The organism is Variovorax beijingensis (genome assembly GCF_007828835.1).
Classification (GTDB): Bacteria; Pseudomonadota; Gammaproteobacteria; order Burkholderiales; family Burkholderiaceae_C; genus Variovorax; species Variovorax beijingensis_A.
In genome coordinates, this window is record NZ_VIVL01000002.1 from 744,205 (window position 1) to 762,350 (window position 18,146).

Annotated in this window: 17 protein-coding genes; 6 read left to right on the forward strand and 11 right to left on the reverse strand. The window is 67.8% G+C overall.

All coding sequences use genetic code 11. The annotated features are described in order from the left end of the window. Genes FB547_RS09840 through FB547_RS09860 form a run of 5 tightly spaced genes read right to left on the reverse strand, consistent with a single transcriptional unit; the run spans window position 1 to window position 4,362 of the window. Window positions 1-750: an ABC transporter ATP-binding protein gene (locus FB547_RS09840; protein ID WP_145741709.1), complete on the reverse strand. Its 750-nt coding sequence runs from the start codon at window positions 748-750 to the stop codon at window positions 1-3. Window positions 751-754: 4 nt separating this feature from the next. After that, window positions 755-1,333, reverse strand: a complete 579-nt coding sequence (locus FB547_RS09845; protein ID WP_145741711.1) for a DUF2796 domain-containing protein — start codon at window positions 1,331-1,333, stop codon at window positions 755-757. Continuing rightward, a complete protein-coding gene (locus FB547_RS09850) occupies window positions 1,330-2,238 on the reverse strand; it encodes a sulfurtransferase (protein WP_145741714.1) in 909 nt (302 codons plus the stop codon). The genes FB547_RS09845 and FB547_RS09850 overlap by 4 nt, the downstream gene beginning before the upstream one ends. Before the next feature lie 38 nt (window positions 2,239-2,276). Then, on the reverse strand, window positions 2,277-3,194 hold the full coding sequence (locus tag FB547_RS09855; RefSeq protein ID WP_145742022.1) for a DMT family transporter: 918 nt from the start codon (window positions 3,192-3,194) through the stop codon (window positions 2,277-2,279). Between the two features lie 25 nt (window positions 3,195-3,219). Next, on the reverse strand, window positions 3,220-4,362 hold the full coding sequence (locus FB547_RS09860) for an aromatic ring-hydroxylating oxygenase subunit alpha (RefSeq protein ID WP_145741716.1): 1,143 nt from the start codon (window positions 4,360-4,362) through the stop codon (window positions 3,220-3,222). Window positions 4,363-4,574: 212 nt separating this feature from the next. Between FB547_RS09860 and FB547_RS09865 the strand changes: the two genes are divergently transcribed. The 4 genes from FB547_RS09865 (at window position 4,575) to FB547_RS09880 (ending at window position 8,851) form a co-directional block, all read left to right on the forward strand. Further along, window positions 4,575-4,841 (forward strand): exodeoxyribonuclease VII small subunit, encoded by a 267-nt coding sequence (locus FB547_RS09865; protein WP_012746712.1) that lies wholly within the window; start codon window positions 4,575-4,577, stop codon window positions 4,839-4,841. Next, window positions 4,838-5,755, forward strand: coding sequence for a polyprenyl synthetase family protein (locus tag FB547_RS09870; protein ID WP_145741718.1), 918 nt, complete (start codon window positions 4,838-4,840; stop codon window positions 5,753-5,755). The genes FB547_RS09865 and FB547_RS09870 overlap by 4 nt, the downstream gene beginning before the upstream one ends. Before the next feature lie 38 nt (window positions 5,756-5,793). Next, window positions 5,794-7,677: a 1-deoxy-D-xylulose-5-phosphate synthase gene (dxs, locus tag FB547_RS09875; RefSeq protein ID WP_145742024.1), complete on the forward strand. Its 1,884-nt coding sequence runs from the start codon at window positions 5,794-5,796 to the stop codon at window positions 7,675-7,677. A 91-nt stretch (window positions 7,678-7,768) separates the two neighbouring features. Beyond that, window positions 7,769-8,851 carry a TRAP transporter substrate-binding protein gene (locus FB547_RS09880; RefSeq protein WP_145741720.1) on the forward strand — a complete coding sequence of 361 codons (1,083 nt, stop codon included), beginning with the start codon at window positions 7,769-7,771 and terminating at the stop codon, window positions 8,849-8,851. Between the two features lie 84 nt (window positions 8,852-8,935). Here the strand turns inward: FB547_RS09880 and FB547_RS09885 are convergent, their stop codons facing one another. The 3 genes from FB547_RS09885 to FB547_RS09895 all read right to left on the reverse strand — a co-directional run bounded on the left by FB547_RS09885 (window position 8,936) and on the right by FB547_RS09895 (window position 11,560). Next, window positions 8,936-9,406, reverse strand: coding sequence for a hypothetical protein (locus tag FB547_RS09885; protein ID WP_145741722.1), 471 nt, complete (start codon window positions 9,404-9,406; stop codon window positions 8,936-8,938). Window positions 9,407-9,415: 9 nt separating this feature from the next. Beyond that, complete coding sequence (locus tag FB547_RS09890; RefSeq protein WP_145741724.1) at window positions 9,416-10,942, reverse strand: TRAP transporter large permease subunit; 1,527 nt, start codon at window positions 10,940-10,942, stop codon at window positions 9,416-9,418. Window positions 10,943-11,020: 78 nt separating this feature from the next. After that, entirely contained in the window at window positions 11,021-11,560 is a 540-nt protein-coding gene (locus FB547_RS09895; protein ID WP_145741726.1) for a TRAP transporter small permease subunit, read from the reverse strand. A 136-nt stretch (window positions 11,561-11,696) separates the two neighbouring features. Between FB547_RS09895 and FB547_RS09900 the strand changes: the two genes are divergently transcribed. Further along, the gene (locus FB547_RS09900) at window positions 11,697-12,974 is read left to right on the forward strand and encodes an SUMF1/EgtB/PvdO family nonheme iron enzyme (RefSeq protein ID WP_145741728.1); all 1,278 of its coding nucleotides are present in this window, start codon (window positions 11,697-11,699) and stop codon (window positions 12,972-12,974) included. Between the two features lie 99 nt (window positions 12,975-13,073). On the opposite strand, the gene FB547_RS09910 is transcribed toward FB547_RS09900, so the two are convergent. The 3 genes from FB547_RS09910 to FB547_RS09920 form a co-directional block, all read right to left on the reverse strand. Then, window positions 13,074-14,513, reverse strand: coding sequence for an MFS transporter (locus tag FB547_RS09910; protein WP_145741732.1), 1,440 nt, complete (start codon window positions 14,511-14,513; stop codon window positions 13,074-13,076). Between the two features lie 35 nt (window positions 14,514-14,548). Then, on the reverse strand, window positions 14,549-15,661 hold the full coding sequence (locus tag FB547_RS09915) for a substrate-binding domain-containing protein (RefSeq protein WP_145741734.1): 1,113 nt from the start codon (window positions 15,659-15,661) through the stop codon (window positions 14,549-14,551). Between the two features lie 65 nt (window positions 15,662-15,726). Continuing rightward, window positions 15,727-17,082, reverse strand: a complete 1,356-nt coding sequence (locus tag FB547_RS09920) for an aspartate aminotransferase family protein (protein WP_145741736.1) — start codon at window positions 17,080-17,082, stop codon at window positions 15,727-15,729. Between the two features lie 108 nt (window positions 17,083-17,190). Here FB547_RS09920 and FB547_RS09925 point away from each other — a divergent pair, with 108 nt between their 5' ends. Beyond that, a complete protein-coding gene (locus tag FB547_RS09925) occupies window positions 17,191-18,138 on the forward strand; it encodes a LysR family transcriptional regulator (protein WP_145741738.1) in 948 nt (315 codons plus the stop codon). The last annotated feature ends 8 nt before the right edge of the window (window positions 18,139-18,146 follow it).

The following is an 18,146-nucleotide window of genomic DNA, read 5'->3' on the forward strand; positions in this document are numbered from 1 at the left end:
TCACGCGTCCGCCGCCATGGCGGCAGGCGCCGCGCGGTTGATCTCGGGCAGCAGCACATGCCGCGCAAAGCGCTGCGCAATGCGCTGGTCGTGGCTCACGAAGACGAGCGCGCTGTTGTTGACTGCGCAGGCCGTCAGCAGCACGTCGAGGAAGGCTTCGCGCCGGTCTTCGTCGAGCGCGGAGGTGGGTTCGTCGGCAATCACCACCTCGGGCTGGCCAATGAGCGCGCGCGCCGCGGCCACGCGCTGCTGCTGGCCCACCGAGAGCTGCATTGCCTGCCGCTTCCAGAGGTTGCGGTCGAGGCCCATCTGCTCGAGCAGGTGTTCGGCCTCTTCGCGCGCGCTGCCGCCGCGCGCGGCCTGGGATTCGCGCCGCTGTGAGAAGCGGCAGGGCAGCAGCACGTTGTCGAGCACGCTCAAATACGGCAGCAGGTTGAACTGCTGGAAGATGTAGCCGACATGCGCGACGCGGCAGCGGTCGCGCGCGGCGCCCGAGAGCTGCGACCAGTCGTGCCCCAGCAGCATGACGCGGCCTTCGTCCGCCACCAGCACGCCGGCCAGCAGCGACAGCAGCGTGCTCTTGCCGCAGCCGCTCGGCCCGTGCAGGAAGACCGCCTCGCCCGCGGTGATGCGCAAGGCCTCGATGTCGATGCACGGCCTTGGCATGCCGGGCCACGAGAAGCGCAGCCCTTCGGCGGCGAGCACCACGCGCAGCGGCGGCGCGGCCTCGCCCTGGGGGACGGTGCTCACGGCGTCACTTGCCCAGGTTCAGGCGAACGGGCTGGGTAGCTTGCGCACCGGCCGGGCGCTTGAGTTGGCGCTTGGACTGGCCTTGGGCAGTCGCAATCTGCACATCGATCTGGCGCGTGCCCTTGAAGGCGGAGAAAAGATTCACGTCGATGAACTTTGCCGCGGCCGCATGGGTGCAGTTGAACGAAATGGTGGCGTCGAGGTCGGCGTGGCCCGCGGGCTCGCCCGGGTCGGGGTTGCCCAGGCCCAGTGCGCTGGAGCGCAGCTCGACCGGGCCGAGCTTGCAGTTGGCGGCCGGGTCGATGGCAAACAGCTTGTCGGCTGCGCGCAGCTGGGCGATGGCGTCTTCGGCGGTCTTCTTCTCGGCATCGGTCTTGGGCGCGCGCTCGAAGCCGACGATGTTGTCGAGCGGGGACTCCATGTCGATCACCACCGTGGGCCCGTCGACCGCCACGTCGAGCTTGAGTTGCCCATGCACGTGCGCATGCTGCTGCTGCGCCTGGGCGGAAAGAAAGGGGGCTGCGAACAGTGCCGCGGCCAAAGCGAAGCCGGATGAAATGCGTCGAAGTCGGGTCTTGCTCATGGTTCTGCGCCTTGCCGGGTCGGCAGCCCCGGCGTGTTGCTCCATTCGCTCCAGCTGCCGGCATAGAGCGCGGTCGTCCCAAGGCCCGCGATCTGCATCGCAAGCAGGTTGGGCACAGCGCTCACGCCGCTGCCGCAATGGTGGACGACCGTCGCCGGGTCGCGTCCCGCGAGCAGCGCTTCGAACTCGGCACGCAGTTGCGATGCCGGCTTGAACTTGCCGTCGGGGCCGAGGTTCTCGGCGAAGGGCCGGTTCACAGCCCCGGGGATGTGACCCGCAATCGGGTCCAGAGGTTCCACCTCTCCGCGATAACGCGCAGCGGCACGCGCGTCGATCAGGTTCTGGTCAGGCTGGCCGAGCCGGCGCGCCACGACGTCGGTGGTCACCAGTTCCACCAGCGGCTCGCCCATCACAAAGTTCGACTGGAAGTGCGCGGGCTCTTCGCGGTTCGTGACTTCGCCGCCCGCGGCCTGCCAGGCCTGCAGGCCGCCGTCGAGCACGGCCACCGCGTCGTGGCCCATCCACTTGAGCATCCACCAGAGCCGGCCGCAGTAGTTGGCGCCGTTGCGGTCGTACACCACGGCCTGCATGTCGTTGGAAAAGCCGATGCTCGACAGCCAGGCCGCGAATTTTTCGCGGCTGGGCAGCGGATGGCGTCCGCCCGAGGCCGGCACGCCGTCTTCCTGCGCGATGACCACGTCGCCCTGGGCGCCCGGCACGCCGTGCTTGGCGCTCAGGTCGGTGTCGAGGTTCGCATACACCGCGCCCGGAATGTGGGCGGCGGCATATTGCTGCGCGCCGGCTTCGGGCTTCATGAGATCGAAGCTGCAGTCGAACACCATGTGGGGCGCGTCGCCGGACTGCAACTGCTGGAGTTGTTCGACGCTGAGGAGGGTGGTGTACATGGCGGGGTTCCTTCGTTGTCGATGAGGGTCGATGCGGATCAGTGTTCTTCGGCCGGCGCCTTGGGCACTGCGCGCTGGCGCAGCACGGTGGCCGCGATGCCGCTCACGATGATGAGCGCCATGCCGGTCCAGCCGGCGGCGTCGATGCGGTCGTCGAACAGCACCACGCTGTACAACGCCGCAAAGATGATGCCGGAGTACTGCAGGTTGGCCACCACGAGCGTGCCGGCCTGCGTCTTGGCCGTGGCGTAGGCGCGCGTCATGCACAGCTGCCCGAGGGCCGCCAGCAGGCCGATCGGCAGCAGCCACAGCGCATGCTGCCACGTCCAGGAGCCTCCGCCCGAAAACCCCGTGGCCGCCGTGGCAAAGGCGCCTGCCACCGCGGAACCCACCGCGAAATAGAACACCGTGCGCAGCTCCGGCTCGCCGATGCGCGACAGCGCCACCACCTGCATGTAGGCGAAGGCGGCCGTGAGGCCCGACAGCAGGCCCAGCATTCCCGCGAAGCCGTCGCTGCCGCTGACCGTGGGCTTGAGCATCAGCACCACGCCGACGAAGCCCGCGAGCACGGTCAGCGCGAGCGTGCCCTGCAGCGGCGGGCGCTCGATGCGGCCGTCGCGCCCCGGCACCGGCACCCAGGCCAGCAGCGCGCCGCCGACCAGGAAGGCCGCGATCCACACGCTGCTCATGTAGTTGAGCGTGACGGCCGTGGCCAGCGGCATGTGGGCAATGGCGTAGAACCACGCACCCAGCGACACCACGCCGATGGTGCTGCGCCAGGCGTGCATGCCGGGGTAGCGGGTGGCCATGGAGACGCCGCGGTTGCGCGCGAGAAACCACAGGAACACGATGCCGATCAGGCCGCGCCCGAGCACCATCTCGCCGCTGTTGAACCAGGCCGAGGCGACCTTCACGACCACGCTCATGGTGGCGAACAAAAAGGCGCCGAGCACCATCCAGAGCGCTTGCACTGTGTTCGGCTCAGGCGTTGTTCTGCATTGCGCTGCGGTACCACTCGTGGAACTGCTGCATGCCGTCTTCCATCGGGCTCTGGTAGGGGCCGCTCTCGTCGTCGCCGCGCAGCATGAGCGCGCGCCGGCCGGCGTCCATGCGCTCGGCGATCTCGTCGTCCTCCACGCAGGTCTCCATGTAGGCGGCCTGCTGGGCCTCGACGAATTCGCGCTCGAAGGCCACGATTTCCTCGGGGTAGAAGAACTCCACCATGTTGAGCGTCTTCGTGGGGCTCACCGGATGCAGCGTCGACACGGTGAGCACATGCGGATACCACTCGATCATCACGTGCGGATAGTAGGTGAGCCAGATGGCGCCGTACTTGGGCGGCTTGCCTTCGCGGTACTTGAGCAGCTGCTCCTGCCACTTCTGGTAGATCGGGCTGCCCGCGCGGCCGAGCCGGTTGGCCACGCCCACGGTCTGCACCGAGAAGTTGCGGTTGAACTCCCAGCGCAGGTCGTCGCAGGTGACGAAGCTGCCCAGGCCCGGGTGGAACGGGCCGACGTGGTAGTCCTCCAGGTAGACCTCGATGAAGGTCTTCCAGTTGTAGTTGCACTCGTGCAGTTCGACGCGGTCGAGCGCATAGCCCGTGAAGTCGAGGTCGGCGCGCGGGCCGAGTTCGGCCATGTCGGCCGCCACGTCGCGCCCCGCGCCATCGGGGCCGCGCTCGAACAGCAGGCCGTTCCACTCGGTGAGCGGATAGTTGTGCAGGTTGAGGCAGGGGTCCTGCTGGAAGTGCGGCGCGCCGATCAGCGTGCCGGTGGTGCGCGCGTCGCTTGCCGCATAGGTCCAGCGGTGCAGCGGGCACACGATGTTGCCGCCGGCCTGGCTGTCGAGCTGGCCGCGGCCCTGCAGGATGAGCGCCTGGCGGTGGCGGCACACGTTGGAGATGAGCTCCACGCCCTTTGGCGTGTGCACCAGCGCGCGGCCCTGGTGCTCCTGCGGCAGCGTATGGAAGTTGCCGGGCTCGGGCACGGCCAGCCGGTGGCCCACATAGCGCGGACCTTGCGCGAACAGCGTTTGCATTTCGCGCGCGTAGAGCGACTCGTCGAAGTACGCGGAAACTGGAAGTTGGCTCGTGGCCTGCTGCAGTTGAAGACTTAAATCAGACATGGAGGACCTGACCAAGCTCCCCACAGGGAGAAAAAAGAAAAGACGGAAGGCGCCGTCTGGAGGGCGACGGCCCGAAGAGTTGTGCCGGGTTGGCCGGCATGGGAACCTCGGATTGTACCCAAGGGGGCAGTGCAGTGCCCATGGCTTGCCGCATGCCGGCGCCCGTTTGCTTCCCCGTCCTAAAATGCGCGGTTTCACACTCGCTCCCTCGCATGCCCAAGGTCCCTTCTTCCGCCACGTCCAGCCCGGCCGCCACGCCCGATACGGGGCCGCTGCCGGCCAGCTACGAAGCCGGGCTCCAGGAGTTGGAACAATTGGTTGCAGAACTCGAGTCGGGCCAATTGCCGCTCGACCAGCTGCTCGGCAGCTACCAGCGCGGCGCGGCGCTGCTTGCCTTCTGCCGCGAAAAGCTCCAGGCGGTCGAAGACCAGATCAAGGTGCTCGATGCGGGCAGCCTCAAGCCCTGGACCGCCGAATGAGCGCGGTTAACGTGGCCGACTGGGACGCCGCGCGCCTGGCCAGCTGGAGCGACCCGCACCTGGCGCGCGTCGAGGCGGCGCTGTCGCGCTGGGTCGGCGTCGATGCGCCGGTGCTGCTTGGCGATGCCATGCGCTATGCCGTGCTCGACGGAGGCAAGCGGCTGCGGCCGCTGCTGGTGCTGGCCGCGAGCGAGGCGGTCGGCGGCAATGCGGCTGCGGCACTGCGCGCGGCCTGCGCAACCGAACTGATCCACGCCTACTCGCTGGTGCACGACGACCTGCCGAGCATGGACAACGACGTGCTGCGGCGCGGCAAGCCCACGGTGCACGTGAAGTTCGGCGAAGCCGACGCGCTGCTGGCCGGCGATGCGCTGCAGGCGCTGGCCTTCGAACTGCTCACGCCCGATGGCGACGAGATTCCCGCATCGATCCAGGCCACGCTGTGCCGGCTGCTCGCGCGCGCCGCGGGCAGCCAGGGCATGGCGGGCGGGCAGGCCATCGACCTGGCCAGCGTGGGCCTGGCGCTGGACGAAGCGCAGCTGCGTGAAATGCACCGCCTGAAGACCGGCGCGCTGCTGCAGGGCAGCGTCGAGATGGGCGCGGCCTGCGCCGGCGCCGTGGCGCCCGCGGCGTTGGCCGCGCTGCGCGACTATGGCGCCGCCATCGGCCTGGCGTTCCAGGTGGTCGACGACATCCTCGACGTCACGGCCGATTCGCAGACCCTCGGCAAGACGGCCGGCAAGGATGCGGCCGCTGACAAGCCCACCTATGTTTCGCTGTGGGGCCTGGACGGTGCACGCGCGCAGGCAAGGCAGCTGCTGGCCGAATCGCTTGCGGCGCTGGACCGCAGCGGCCTCGCCGACACTTCGGCCTTGCGCGCGCTGGCCCACATGGTCGTCGACCGCGACCGATGAACAACTCACAGATGGACAAGAAGACCCACGACGTTCCCATGGCTGCGCTGCTTCCCACGCTTCACGATCCATCGCCGATCCGCCACTACGACCGCGCCCAGCTCAAGCAGCTGGCGGCCGAGGTGCGCGCCTGCGTGCTCGACAACGTCTCGCGCACCGGCGGCCACCTGAGCTCGAACCTCGGCACCGTCGAGCTCACGGTCGCGCTGCACCATGTGTTCAACACGCCGCACGACCGCCTGGTGTGGGACGTGGGCCACCAGACCTATCCGCACAAGATCCTCACGGGCCGGCGCGAGCGCATGCCCACGCTGCGGCAGATCGGCGGCATCTCGGGCTTTCCGCAGCGCAGCGAGAGCGAATACGACACCTTCGGCACGGCGCACTCCTCGACCAGCATCTCGGCCGCGCTCGGCATGGCGATGGCGGCCAAGCAGAAGGGCGAGGACCGCCATTCCGTGGCCATCATCGGCGACGGTGCGCTCACGGCCGGCATGGCCTTCGAGGCGCTCAACAACGCCGGCGTGTGCGACTGCAAGCTGCTGGTGATCCTGAACGACAACGACATGTCGATCAGCCCGCCCGTGGGCGCGCTCAACCGCTACCTCGCGCAGCTCATGAGCGGCAACTTCTACGCCGCTGCCAAGAACGTCGGCAAGAGCGTGCTGCGCGCCGCGCCGCCGCTGTTCGAACTGGCCAAGCGCTTCGAGCAGCATGCCAAGGGCATGGTGGTGCCGGCCACGCTGTTCGAGCAGTTCGGCTTCAACTACGTCGGCCCCATCGACGGCCACGACCTCGATTCGCTGGTGCCCACGCTCGAGAACCTCAAGCACCTGGACGGCCCGCAGTTCCTGCACGTGGTCACCAAGAAGGGCCAGGGCTACAAGCTGGCCGAGGCCGACCCGGTGGCCTACCACGGGCCCGGCAAGTTCGATCCGCAGGTGGGGCTGGTCAAGTCCACGGCGGTGGCCAAGCAGACCTTCACGCAGGTCTTCGGCCAGTGGCTGTGCGACATGGCGGCGCACGACGGCCGGCTGGTGGGTATCACGCCGGCCATGCGCGAAGGCTCGGGGCTGGTCGAGTTCGAGCAGCGCTTTCCCGACCGCTACTACGACGTCGGCATTGCCGAGCAGCATGCCGTCACCTTCGCGGCGGGCCTGGCCTGCGAGGGCCTGAAGCCGGTGGTGGCGATCTATTCGACCTTCCTGCAGCGCGCCTATGACCAGCTGATCCACGACGTCGCGATCCAGAACCTGCCGGTGGTGTTCGCACTCGACCGCGCCGGCCTCGTGGGCGCCGACGGCGCCACGCACGCGGGCGCCTACGACATCCCGTTCCTGCGCTGCATTCCCAACATGAGCATTGCCTGCCCGGCCGACGAGCGCGAGTGCCGGCAACTGCTGTCGAGCGCCTACGAGCAGAACCACCCGGTGGCCGTGCGCTATCCGCGCGGGGCCGGCGCCGGTGTGGTGCCGCACCTCGCGCTCGACGCGCTGCCCTTCGGCAAGGGCGAGGTGCGCCGCGAGGGCCGGCGCATCGCCATCCTCGCCTTCGGCACCCTGCTGTATCCGGCGCTCGCGGCGGCCGAATCGCTCGACGCCACGGTGGTCAACATGCGCTGGGCCAAGCCGCTCGACGTCGAACTGCTGCTGCAGGTGGCGGGCACGCACGAGGCCATCGTCACGCTCGAAGAGGGGGCCGTCATGGGCGGTGCGGGCAGTGCGGTGCTCGAGGCGCTGCAGGCCGCCAACGTGCAAAAGCCCGTGCTGCAGCTGGGCCTGCCCGACCGCTTCATCGAGCATGGCGATCCGGCCAAGCTGCTCGCCTCGATCGGGCTCGATGCCAAGGGTATCGAGCAGTCCGTCACGCAACGCTTCGGCATCGCGCATTCCGCAGGGAAAACCCCCCCCGAGGCGCTGTAGCAGGTTTTTACAATCGCGCAGACCCAAAAGTCCCGCGATGCGACCACGAGTCGCGTCGTTGTTTTTTTCAATGCACTCGGAGTGAATCTCAATGGATCGTCGTTCCCTTATCAAGAAAGCTGGCATCGCTGGCGTCCTCGCTGCGGGCATTGCGCCGGCAGTCCACGCGCAGGCCGCCGTTCGCTGGCGCCTGGCCTCCAGCTTTCCGAAGCCGCTCGACACGATCTATGGCGGCGCTGAAGTTTTCTCCAATGCAGTCAAGGCCATGTCCGGCGGCAAGTTCGAGATCTCGGTGCATGCGGCTGGCGAACTGATGCCCGCTTTCGGCGTGGTCGATGGCGTTCAGCAGGGTTCGGTCGAGGCCTGCCACACGGTGCCTTACTACTTCTACGGCAAGAACCCGGCCTTCGCGCTCGGTTCGGCCATTCCCTTCGGCATGAACGCGCGCCAGATGACCGCGTGGATGATGCACGGCAACGGCCGCAAGCTGATGGACGAGTTCTACGGCACCTACGGAATGGTGAGCTTCAACGGCGGCAACACCGGCACCCAGATGGGCGGTTGGTTCCGCAAGGAAATCAAGACCGCGGCCGACCTCAAGGGCCTGAAGATGCGCCTGGGCGGCGGCCTGGTGGGCGACGTGATGACCAAGCTCGGCGTGGTGCCGCAAAGCATTCCGGGCGGCGAAATCTATCAGGCGCTGGAAAAGGGCACGATCGACGCCGCCGAGTGGGTGGGCCCGTACGATGACCAGAAGCTCGGCTTCAACAAGGTTGCGCCCAACTACTACTACCCGGGCTGGTGGGAAGGCGGCCCCGAGGTCGACTTCTTCATCAACAAGAAGGCCTTCGATGCACTGTCGCCCGAGAACAAGGCCATCATCTCGGCGGCCTCCGCCGTGGCCTCGCAGGACATGCTGGCCAAGTACGACGCCCGCAACCCGACGGCGCTCAAGCAACTGATCGGCGCCAAGACCAAGCTGCTGCCTTTCAGCAAGGAAATCCTCGACGCATCGTACAAGGCCTCCCTGCAGGTCTATGAAGAGAACGCCGCCAAGAGCCCGGAGTGGAAGAAGATCTACACCGACTTCCTGGCCTTCCAGCGCGACCAGGTGGCCTGGTTCCGCGTGGCCGAAGGCCGCTTCGACAACTACATGCAATCCGCGAAGCTCTGAGCTTCGAGGCCGCCCATAAAAAAACCGCGCATTGCGCGGTTTTTTTATGGGCGCTTCACGAGCGCCGTGCGGGCGAAGTCAGTGCTAGAGCTTGCGTGCCTGCTTGAGCTCGGCCACCAGCCGCTCGAATTCGGCGATGAGTTGCGGCGTGGCCGCATAGAACACCGCGAACTTGCCGACCAGCGTGCGCACGTAGAGCCTCGGCGCAATCAGCCAGTCGAGCCCGCGCACGCGGATCAGCTTGCCGAAGGCTAGATCGTCCAGCGCCATGTGCTTGTCCCAGATCCAGCGCTGGTGCAGGCCCTGGCGGTCGATGCGGGTGCGGCTGATCATGATGTGGAACCAGGTCCAGCCCATCAGCGCAATGCCCGCGAGAAACCAGCCGAGGCCGCCGGTCCTCGCGCTGCCAAGCGCACCTACCGACCAGAGCTGTGCCAGCCAGAAGGCGCAGCCGCCCACGATCACGGTGGCCAGCAGCTTGAAGGGCAGCGAAAACGCCGGGCCCTCGACGGCATCGCCCCCTGACGGTTCGAAACGAAACGGTGCCGGACCCAAGGCGCCGACCTACTTCTTCTCGGATTCGGTGGCCGGAGCGGCTGGCGTCTCTTCCTTGGGCGGTGCGCCGAAGGGATTTTCGCCAGCGCCGCTGTCCGTGCCGGGATTCGAGTTCATGTCGTCGACCGGCACCTCGATCTGCACCTTGTCGATGTCGATCTTCTCTTCCTGCGGCAGGAACATCGTCACCGTCTGCGGCACGAAGATCACGATTGCGACCAGGATCAGCTGCATCAGCACCCAGGGGATCGCACCCATGTAGATGTCGTTCGACAGCACCGGCTTGGCGATCCGCTTCTCCTTGAACAGCGTGTCCGCGATGCCTCGCAGATAGAACAGCGCAAAGCCGAACGGCGGATGCATGAAGCTGGTCTGCATGTTCACGCACAGCAGCACGCCGAACCACACCAGGTCGATGCCGAGCTTGGCCGCCACCGGGCCCAGCATCGGCAGGATGATGAAGGCGATCTCGAAGAAGTCGAGGAAGAAGGCCAGGAAGAAGATGAACAGGTTGACCACGATCAGGAAGCCGATCTGTCCGCCCGGCAGGCCCGTCAGCAGGTGCTCGACCCACTTGGCGCCGTCCACCCCCTGGAACACCAGGGAGAACACGCGCGCGCCGATCAGGATGAACACCACCATGGCGGTGAGCCGCATGGTGCCGACCATGGCCTCCCAGATCAACGCCAGCGTCAGCCGCTTGTGCATGGCCGCCAGGATCAGCGCGCCAACCACGCCCATGGCGCCGGCTTCGGTCGGCGTGGCGATGGCGGTGTCGATACCCGGCAGGCCACCCATCGAGCCCAGCACTGCGAAGATCAGGATGGCCGACGGAATGATGCCGCGCAGGCACTTGGCCCACAGCTTGGCGCCGCTCAGCGTGCGGGCGCTCTTGGGAATGCCCGGAATGTGATGCGGCTTGATGACGCCGAGCATGAAGGTGTAGCCCGCAAAGATCAGCACCTGAAGGATCGACGGCCCCCAGGCGCCGCGGTACATGTCGCCGACCGAGCGGCCCAGCTGGTCGGCCATCACGATCAGCACCAGCGAAGGCGGCACCAGCTGCGTGATCGTGCCCGAAGCCGCGAGCACGCCGGTGGCGTAGCGCATGTTGTAGCCGTAGCGGATCATCACCGGCAGGGAGATCAGCGCCATTGCAATCACCTGGCCCGCCACCGTGCCGGTGATGGCACCAAGGATGAAGCCCACGATGATCACCGAGTAGCCGAGGCCGCCCTTGACCGTGCCGAACAGCTGGCCCATGGAGTCGAGCATGTCTTCGGCAAGCCCGCACTTCTCGAGGATGGCACCCATGAAGGTGAAGAACGGGATCGCCAGCAACAGGTCGTTCGACAGGATGCCGAAGATGTTGATCGGCAGGTTCTCCATGAACACCGCCGGGAACCAGCCCATCTGGATCGCGAAGAAGCCGGAGGCCATGCCCAGCGCGGCCAGCGAGAACGCCACCGGGAAGCCGATCAGCATGATCAGCACCAGCCCGCCGAACATGATCGGCGCAAAGTTTTCCATCTGCATAGTTATCTCGTGTTCAGCTGTCTTGGCCGTGGGCGGCGGGGTAGGGCGAAGCCGCCGGTATTGCCTTGCGAGGGATGTTCACTGCACCGGCTTTTCGTAGTGCGTGTCCATCTGGATCAGGCCCATTAGGTAGGCGACGCGCTTGATCACTTCCGACACGCCTTGCAGGAACATCAACGCGAAGCCAAGCGGCAGCAGCAGCATGGCGGGCCAGCGGATCAGGCCGCCCGAATTGTTCGACATCTCGCCGGACAGCAGCATGCTGTAGAAGAGCGGCCAGCTGAGCCAGGCGATGATGCCCATCACCGGCAGCAGAAAGCACAGCAGCCCGAACAGATCCACATAGACCGGTCCATGGCCCTTGAGCTTGCCGTAGATGATGTCCACGCGCACATGCTCGTTGAGCTTGAGCACCACCGGTGCGCCGAGCATGACTGTCGCGGCGAACAGGTACCACTGGATTTCGAGCCAGGCGTTGGAGCTGGTGTTGAGGCCGAAGCGAACGAAGGCGTTGCCTGCGGAAATCAGCGCGGCGGAGAGCACCGTGAACGCGGCGACCTTGCCAAGCTGAGCGCTGATCCAGTCCATCCAGAACGAAAACTTGAGAAGTGCGGACAAGGGGAATCTCCCGACCAGATGACAAAAATTTGCTGCCCTGCGGGCAATCGACAAAAAGCCTGCGATGTTAACGCCCGTCGTGCCGGGCGGCCGCCGATGCCCATCGGGGAGTTTCCCTGAGCACCATAATGAAGCGATGGCAGCGCCGCTCCTCTCCTCACTGCACTCCATCGATTCGCCCGACATGCAGCGCGCCGGCCGCGAGCTGCTCTCGCTGGCCCTGATCGATGCGCGCAACCATACGCTGCACCTGTTGTCGCTCTACGAAGAGGCGCTGGGCTCGCCCGCGCTCGCGGTGGAACGCACGGGCGATGCGGGCGTGGTGCCGCCGGTCTGGCTGGCCGGGCACATCGGCTGGTTTGCCGAATGGTGGATCGGGCGCAACACCCAGCGGGCCTTCGGTGCCGACTGTCCGGTGCGGCCGACCCGGCTGGCCGCCATCGAGCCCGGCGCCGACGACTGGTGGAACCCGGCCCAGGTACCGCCCGCGCAGCGCTGGTCGCCCGGCCTGCCGGACCTGGCCCAGACCAAGGCCTACCTGCTCGAAACGCTGGAGAGCACGCTCGAACTGCTCGAGCATGCGGCCGAGACCGATCCGGGCCTGTACTTCTACCGCCTCGCGCTCTTCCATGAAGACCTGCGCGGCGAGCAGTTCATCGTGATGGCGCAGACGCTGGGGCTGCCCCTGGGCATCGAGCCGACGCCCGCGGGCGTCACGCGCGAGCCGCTGCTGCTGCCGGCAACGCAATGGGAGCTCGGCCTGCCCGAGGGCTGCGGATTCGCCTTCGCGCAGGAGCAGGGCGCGCACCGGATCGACGTGCCCGAGTTCGAGATCGACGCCCAGCCCGTGACCTGGAACCAGTACATCGAATTCGTCGACGAAGGCGGCTACGACCGCGAGGAATTCTGGCATCCGGAGGGCTGGCGCTGGCTGGCCTCGCAGATCGAAGGGCGCCGCGGGCCGCGCCATGTCGAGCAGATCGGCGCCGCGCGCAACGGCACCGGCGGTTCGGTGCTGCAGCACCGCTTTGGTGCCACCGTGCGTGCGGCCGGCCACCACAGCGCGGTGCATCTGAGCTGGTGGGAGGCCGATGCCTGGGCGCGCTGGGCCGGCCGGCGCATCGCAACCGAGGTCGAATGGGAGATTGCGGCGCACACGGCGGCGCGGCGCGGATTCCGCTGGGCCGACGTGCACGAGTGGACCGCGGGCACGCTGCGGCCCTGGCCCGGCTTTCGCGCCGATCCGTGGAGCGCGGGCAGCGAGTTCGATCCCGTGCCCGCATTCGGCGAGGCGCGCGTGCTGCGCGGCGCTTCGTTCGCGACCCGCTCGCGCCTGCGGTCGCCGCGCCGCCGCAGCTTTGCACTGCCGGGCCGCGACGATGGATTTTTTGGTTTCAGGACCTGTAGTCTGTGATTCACCCCCGAAGCGGCGCACTTCGTGTCGCCGCCTCCCCCTCAAGGGGGCAACACCAGCGGCCCGGCGAAGCCGGTTCCGCGGTGTTTCCCGAATGGCTCAGCGAGGGTGTGGGTCCGACGACAGCGGCGGCGCCACTTCCTCCAGCGGCTTGCACTCCGCATCGGCCGCATAGCGCAGCGCCAGCAGCCCCGCGACGATGACCAGCGTGGCGCCGATCGCGTAGCCCACCATCACCGCGCCCCGGCTGCCGGTCTCGATCAATACGCCGAACAGCACGGGCGCCGCGAAGCCGCCTGCGCCCATGCCAATGGCGTAGAAGATCGCGATGGCCATGGCGCGCATCTCGAGCGGGAACACTTCGCTGACCGTGAGGTAGGCCGAACTCGCCGCGGCCGAGGCCAGGAAGAACACCGCCGACCAGCACAGCGCCTGGCTGCGCGCGTCGAGCCAGCCCATCATGAAGGCCCAGCCGGTGAACGCGAGCCCGACGCCCGCGAGCACGTAGGTCAGCGCGATCATCCTGCGCCGGCCCACGCTGTCGAACAGCGGACCCAGCAGCAGCGGCCCCAGCACGTTGCCAAGCGCGAACGGAAAGATGTAGAGCGCCACGTTGTCCTCGGCCACGCCGTAGAAGCGCGTGAGCACCAGCGCGTAGGTGAAGAAGATCGCGTTGTAGAAGAAGGCCTGCGAAACCATCAGCGCCACCGCGACCACGCTGCGCGCGCGATAGCGGCGCAGCAGCACGTGCGCCACCTCGCGCATCGACGGGCTGCGGTGGTGCCCGCCGCCGTAGGCCACGCGGCCTTCCGCCAGCGCCAGCGGACCGTGCTGCGCGCGGACCTCGGCCTCGATGGTCTCGACGATGCGCAGCGCCTCGTCGGAGCGGCCGCGCGACATCAGCCAGCGCGGGCTCTCGGGCACGTCGCGCCGCACCAGCAGGATGGCCACCGCCAGCACCGCGCCCAGCGCGAAGCCTGCGCGCCAGCCCCACACCGGGCCGATCACGCGCGGATCGAGCAGCACCAGGCTGAGCCCGGCCCCCAGCGCCGCGCCGATCCAGAAGCTGCCGTTGATCGCGAGGTTGACGCGGCCGCGCACCCGCGCCGGAATGAGTTCGTCGATGGCCGAGTTGATGGCCGCGTATTCGCCGCCGATGCCCAGGCCCGTGACGAAGCGGCACAGCGCAAAGAAGGCGAAGTTCGGCGAGAACGCGGTCGCCAGCGTGCCCAGCGTGTAGACCACCAGCGTGACCAGGAACAGCTTCTTGCGCCCGAGCCGGTCGGTCAGGCGGCCGAAGAGCAGGGCGCCGATCACCGCCCCGGCGATGTAGACCGAGCCCGACCAGCCGATCTCGCCGGCGCTGAGCCCCAGCGTGTCGGGCCGCTCGAGCACGGCGCCGATCGAGCCGACCAGCGTCACCTCGAGGCCGTCGAGCACCCAGGCCACGCCGAGCGCAATCACCACGCGCCAGTGCCAGCGCGACCAGGGCAGGCGGTCGAGACGGGCGGGAATGTCGCTGTGCACCGCAGCTGTCATGGGCACAACCTTAACCCATGTGCCCGGGCGCCTCTTCAAGGCCCGTGGTGTGCCTTCTTCTCGCGCGCGAAGGTCCACCAGGGCAGCAGCGCGCGCAGCGACTGCACTTCGCCGCTGGCCGCGGCCTCATAGCCGGGCAGCGTCTCCAGCAGGTGCTGCCAGCTCGGGCTGCGCAGCACCGCCACCAGCGCCTGCATGGCGGGCTGGTCGAGCGCCGACTTGAGACAGGCCAGGTGGTAACGCTCCCGCACCAGCGGCACGAAGTCGAGCCCCTCGGCGTGCGCGGCCGACTCGAGCCCGAGCCCCGCATCGGCCTGCCCGGACGCCACGGCATGCGCGACCGCGGCATGCGAGGTCTCGCTGCGTTCGTAGCCCGCGAGCGCGGCGGCATCGAGCCCGGCCTGTGCCAGCAGTTCGTCCAGCAGCAGGCGCGTGCCGGTGCCGATCGCCCGGTTGACGTAGCGCGCGCGCAGCCGCGCCGCGTCGGCCAGCGAGCGCAGGTTGAGCGGGTTGCCCGGCGCCACGAGCAGGCCCTGCGTGCGCCGCGCGAATCCGATCAGCTTGTGCTGCCCGGGCTTGAGCAGCGGCTGGTAGGTGCGCTGCGCCAGCGAGCCGCGCGGCGGGTGCTCCAGCGTGTGGAAGCCCGCCATCACGCAGCGGCCCTGGTTGAGCGCGCGGATCGCATCGACGCTGCCGGTGAAGTGGATGTCCAGGTGCAGCTGCGCGGTGCCCGCCGCATGCGTGCGCAGCAGCGCGAGCGCGTCGTCGTGGCTCGCCTGCAGGCTCAGCACATGGGTGCGGTCGTCGAACGCGAGGGCAAAGGCGCGCTCGAGTTCGGCGTGCAGCGCCTCGATCTGCGGTGCCAGCCGGGCCTGGGCCTGGCGCTCGGCCCACAGCAGCTTGTCGCCGAATTCGGAAAGCTGCGCGCGCTGGCCCTGCTCGCCCTGTATCAGCGGATGGCCGAGCGCCTGCTCCCAGTGCTTGAGCTCGCCCCACACGTGGCGGTAGGACAGGTTGAGCGCGCGCGACGCGCCCGAGATGGAGCCGTGCTCGCGCACCGCCTGCAGGATCTGCATCAGCGGATTGCGGATCTGCCGCGATCCGCTGCGGCGGGGCCGGATCGCGTAGGAAAGATCGATCTGTTGCACGGGAGCTGGCGGGAAATGGAGGCCGGCTCATTATGCAGAGCCGTCCATTGCCCGCCCGCCGTGCGTCAGGCCGTCTCTGCGAGCGCGTCGCCCAGTGCGTTGACGAGGCGGTCGATCTCGGCCTTCTCGGCAATGAACGGCGGCGCGAGCTGAATCGTGTCGCCGCCGTAGCGCACGTAGAAGCCCTTCTTCCAGCAGTTCATCGCGATCTCGTAGGGGCGGCGCGCCGGCTCGCCCGGCAGCGCGGCAATCGTCAGGCCCGCGGCCAGGCCGTAGTTGCGGATGTCCGTCACGTGCTTGCTGCCCTTGAGGCTGTGCACGGCGTTCTCGAAGTGCGGTGCGAGCGCCTGCACGCGGCCGATCATGTTTTCCTTCTGCAGCACGTCGAGCGCCGCGATGCCGGCGGCGCAGGCCACCGGGTGCGCGCCGTAGGTGTAGCCGTGCGGGAATTCGAGCATGTAGTCGGGCCCGCCGGCCGCCATGAAGGTGTCGTAGATCTCCTTGCTGGCGATCACCGCGCCCAGCGGCTGCGCGCCGTTGGTCACCTGCTTGGCGATGTTCATGATGTCGGGCGTCACGCCGAAGGCATCCGCGCCCGTGAGCGCGCCGCAGCGGCCGAAGCCGGTGATGACCTCGTCGAAGATCAGCAGGATGTTGTTGGCCGTGCAGATGTCGCGCAGGCGCTTCAGATAGCCCTTGGGCGGAATCACCACGCCGGCCGAGCCCGCGAAGGGCTCCACGATCACGGCCGCGATGTTCGAGGCGTCGTGCAGCGCGATCAGGTCGAGCAGGCGGTCGGCCAGTTCGGCGCCGTTCTCGGACATGCCGCGCGTGAAGGCGTTGGCCGCGATCTGCGTGTGCGGCAGGTGGTCCGCTTCCACCGCCTGGCCGAACAGCTTGCGGTTGGCCGCGATGCCGCCCACCGAGATGCCGCCGAAGTTGACGCCGTGGTAGCCCTTCTCGCGGCCGATCAGGCGCGTCTTGCTGGCGAGGCCCTTGGTGCGCCAGTAGGCGCGCGCCATCTTGAGCGAGGTGTCGGCCGCTTCGGAGCCCGAGCCGGTGAAGAACACGTAGTCCAGGCCCGCGGGCGTGAGCTCCTTGATCCTGTTGGCCAGCTCGAACGAGAGCGGATGGCCGAACTGGAAGGCGGGCGAGTAGTCGAGCTTGGCGATCTGGCGGCTCACCGCCTCGGTGATCTCGGGGCGGCCGTGGCCCAGGCCCGAGCACCACAGGCCCGAGAGGCCGTCGAAGATCTTGCGGCCGTCGCCATCGGTGAAGTAGGCGCCCCTGGCCTCCACGATCATGCGCGGATCGGCCTTGAAGTTGCGGTTGCCGGTGTAGGGCATCCAGTGCGCGTCGAGCCAGGCGGCGTCGGTGCGCAGGGCGGGCGTCGGTTCGATGGCGGGCGTTGCAAGGGTCATGGCGCTTCCCGCGCAGGCGGGCTCCGGAAAGGGTGATGAGGTGTGCCGATTGTTGGCAGGGTCTTCAGTGTGGAGAATGGCGCAATATCAATGTTCACTTGACACCTTATGCAAGTAAAGGCGAAAGCCCAAAACAGTGCCCGGAATCGCGCCGTATTGGGGCAGCTCAGCGACATGGACCTGCGCCTGCTCAAGGTGTTCAAGAGCGTGGTCGACTGCGGCGGCATGGCGGCGGCCGAGCTGGAGCTGAACATCGGCACCTCCACCGTGAGCCGGCACGTGAAGGACCTGGAAACCCGGCTCGGCCTGGTGCTGTGCCGGCGCGGCCGGGCGGGTTTCGCGCTCACGGCCGAGGGCCAGCGCGTGTACGACGAGACGCTGCGCCTGCTGGCCTCGGTCGATGCCTTTCGCGGCAGCATCGACGACATCCACAACCGCATGGGCGGCCAGCTCGACGTGGCGCTGTTCGACAAGACGGCGACCAACCCGAAGGCGCGCATCGGCGAGGCCATTGCGCGCTTCACGGAGATCGCGCCCGAGGTGAACCTGGCGGTGCACGTGGGCTCGATCAACGCCATCGAGCAGGGGGTGCTCGAAGGCAATTTCCAGATCGGCATCATTCCGGCGCACCGGGCCTCCAAGAGCCTGGTGTACGCTGACCTGTTCGACGAAATGATGCTGCTGTACTGCGGCAACGGACACCCGCTCTTCGAAGCCAACAACGCCAAGCTCACCTGGGCCAGGCTGCGCGAGCATCACTTCGCGGGCCTGGGCTACCACTCGCCCAACATGGAGCTGAGCCATCGCGCCAAGCTGTCGCGCAAGGCCACGGGCTTCGACCAGGAGGCGATCGCGACGCTGATTCTGTCGGGGCGTTTTCTCGGTTTCCTGCCCGACCACTACGCGCAAGTGTTCGAGCAGCGCGGGCTCATGAAGCCCGTGCTGCCGGCGCGCTTCAGCTACGCATGCCGGTTCGTGAGTTTGCTGCGGCGTTCGCCCAAGCCTTCACGGGCGGTGCTGGCGTTTCAGGAGTGCCTGGAGAAGGCGCATGCCTGAATCCGGGG

Excerpts from the sequence above, each read along its gene's own strand:
- dxs (WP_145742024.1), top strand. The coding sequence starts at position 5,794 with ATGGCTGCGCTGCTTCCCACGCTTCACGATCCATCGCCGATCCGCCAC.
- FB547_RS09845 (WP_145741711.1), bottom strand. The coding sequence starts at position 1,333 with ATGAGCAAGACCCGACTTCGACGCATTTCATCCGGCTTCGCTTTGGCC.
- FB547_RS09920 (WP_145741736.1), bottom strand. The coding sequence starts at position 17,082 with ATGACCCTTGCAACGCCCGCCATCGAACCGACGCCCGCCCTGCGCACC.
- FB547_RS09860 (WP_145741716.1), bottom strand. The coding sequence starts at position 4,362 with ATGTCTGATTTAAGTCTTCAACTGCAGCAGGCCACGAGCCAACTTCCA.
- FB547_RS09850 (WP_145741714.1), bottom strand. The coding sequence starts at position 2,238 with ATGTACACCACCCTCCTCAGCGTCGAACAACTCCAGCAGTTGCAGTCC.
- FB547_RS09910 (WP_145741732.1), bottom strand. The coding sequence starts at position 14,513 with ATGACAGCTGCGGTGCACAGCGACATTCCCGCCCGTCTCGACCGCCTG.
- FB547_RS09855 (WP_145742022.1), bottom strand. The coding sequence starts at position 3,194 with ATGGTGCTCGGCGCCTTTTTGTTCGCCACCATGAGCGTGGTCGTGAAG.
- FB547_RS09900 (WP_145741728.1), top strand. The coding sequence starts at position 11,697 with ATGGCAGCGCCGCTCCTCTCCTCACTGCACTCCATCGATTCGCCCGAC.
- FB547_RS09870 (WP_145741718.1), top strand. The coding sequence starts at position 4,838 with ATGAGCGCGGTTAACGTGGCCGACTGGGACGCCGCGCGCCTGGCCAGC.
- FB547_RS09865 (WP_012746712.1), top strand. The coding sequence starts at position 4,575 with ATGCCCAAGGTCCCTTCTTCCGCCACGTCCAGCCCGGCCGCCACGCCC.
- FB547_RS09925 (WP_145741738.1), top strand. The coding sequence starts at position 17,191 with ATGCAAGTAAAGGCGAAAGCCCAAAACAGTGCCCGGAATCGCGCCGTA.
- FB547_RS09880 (WP_145741720.1), top strand. The coding sequence starts at position 7,769 with ATGGATCGTCGTTCCCTTATCAAGAAAGCTGGCATCGCTGGCGTCCTC.
- FB547_RS09890 (WP_145741724.1), bottom strand. The coding sequence starts at position 10,942 with ATGCAGATGGAAAACTTTGCGCCGATCATGTTCGGCGGGCTGGTGCTG.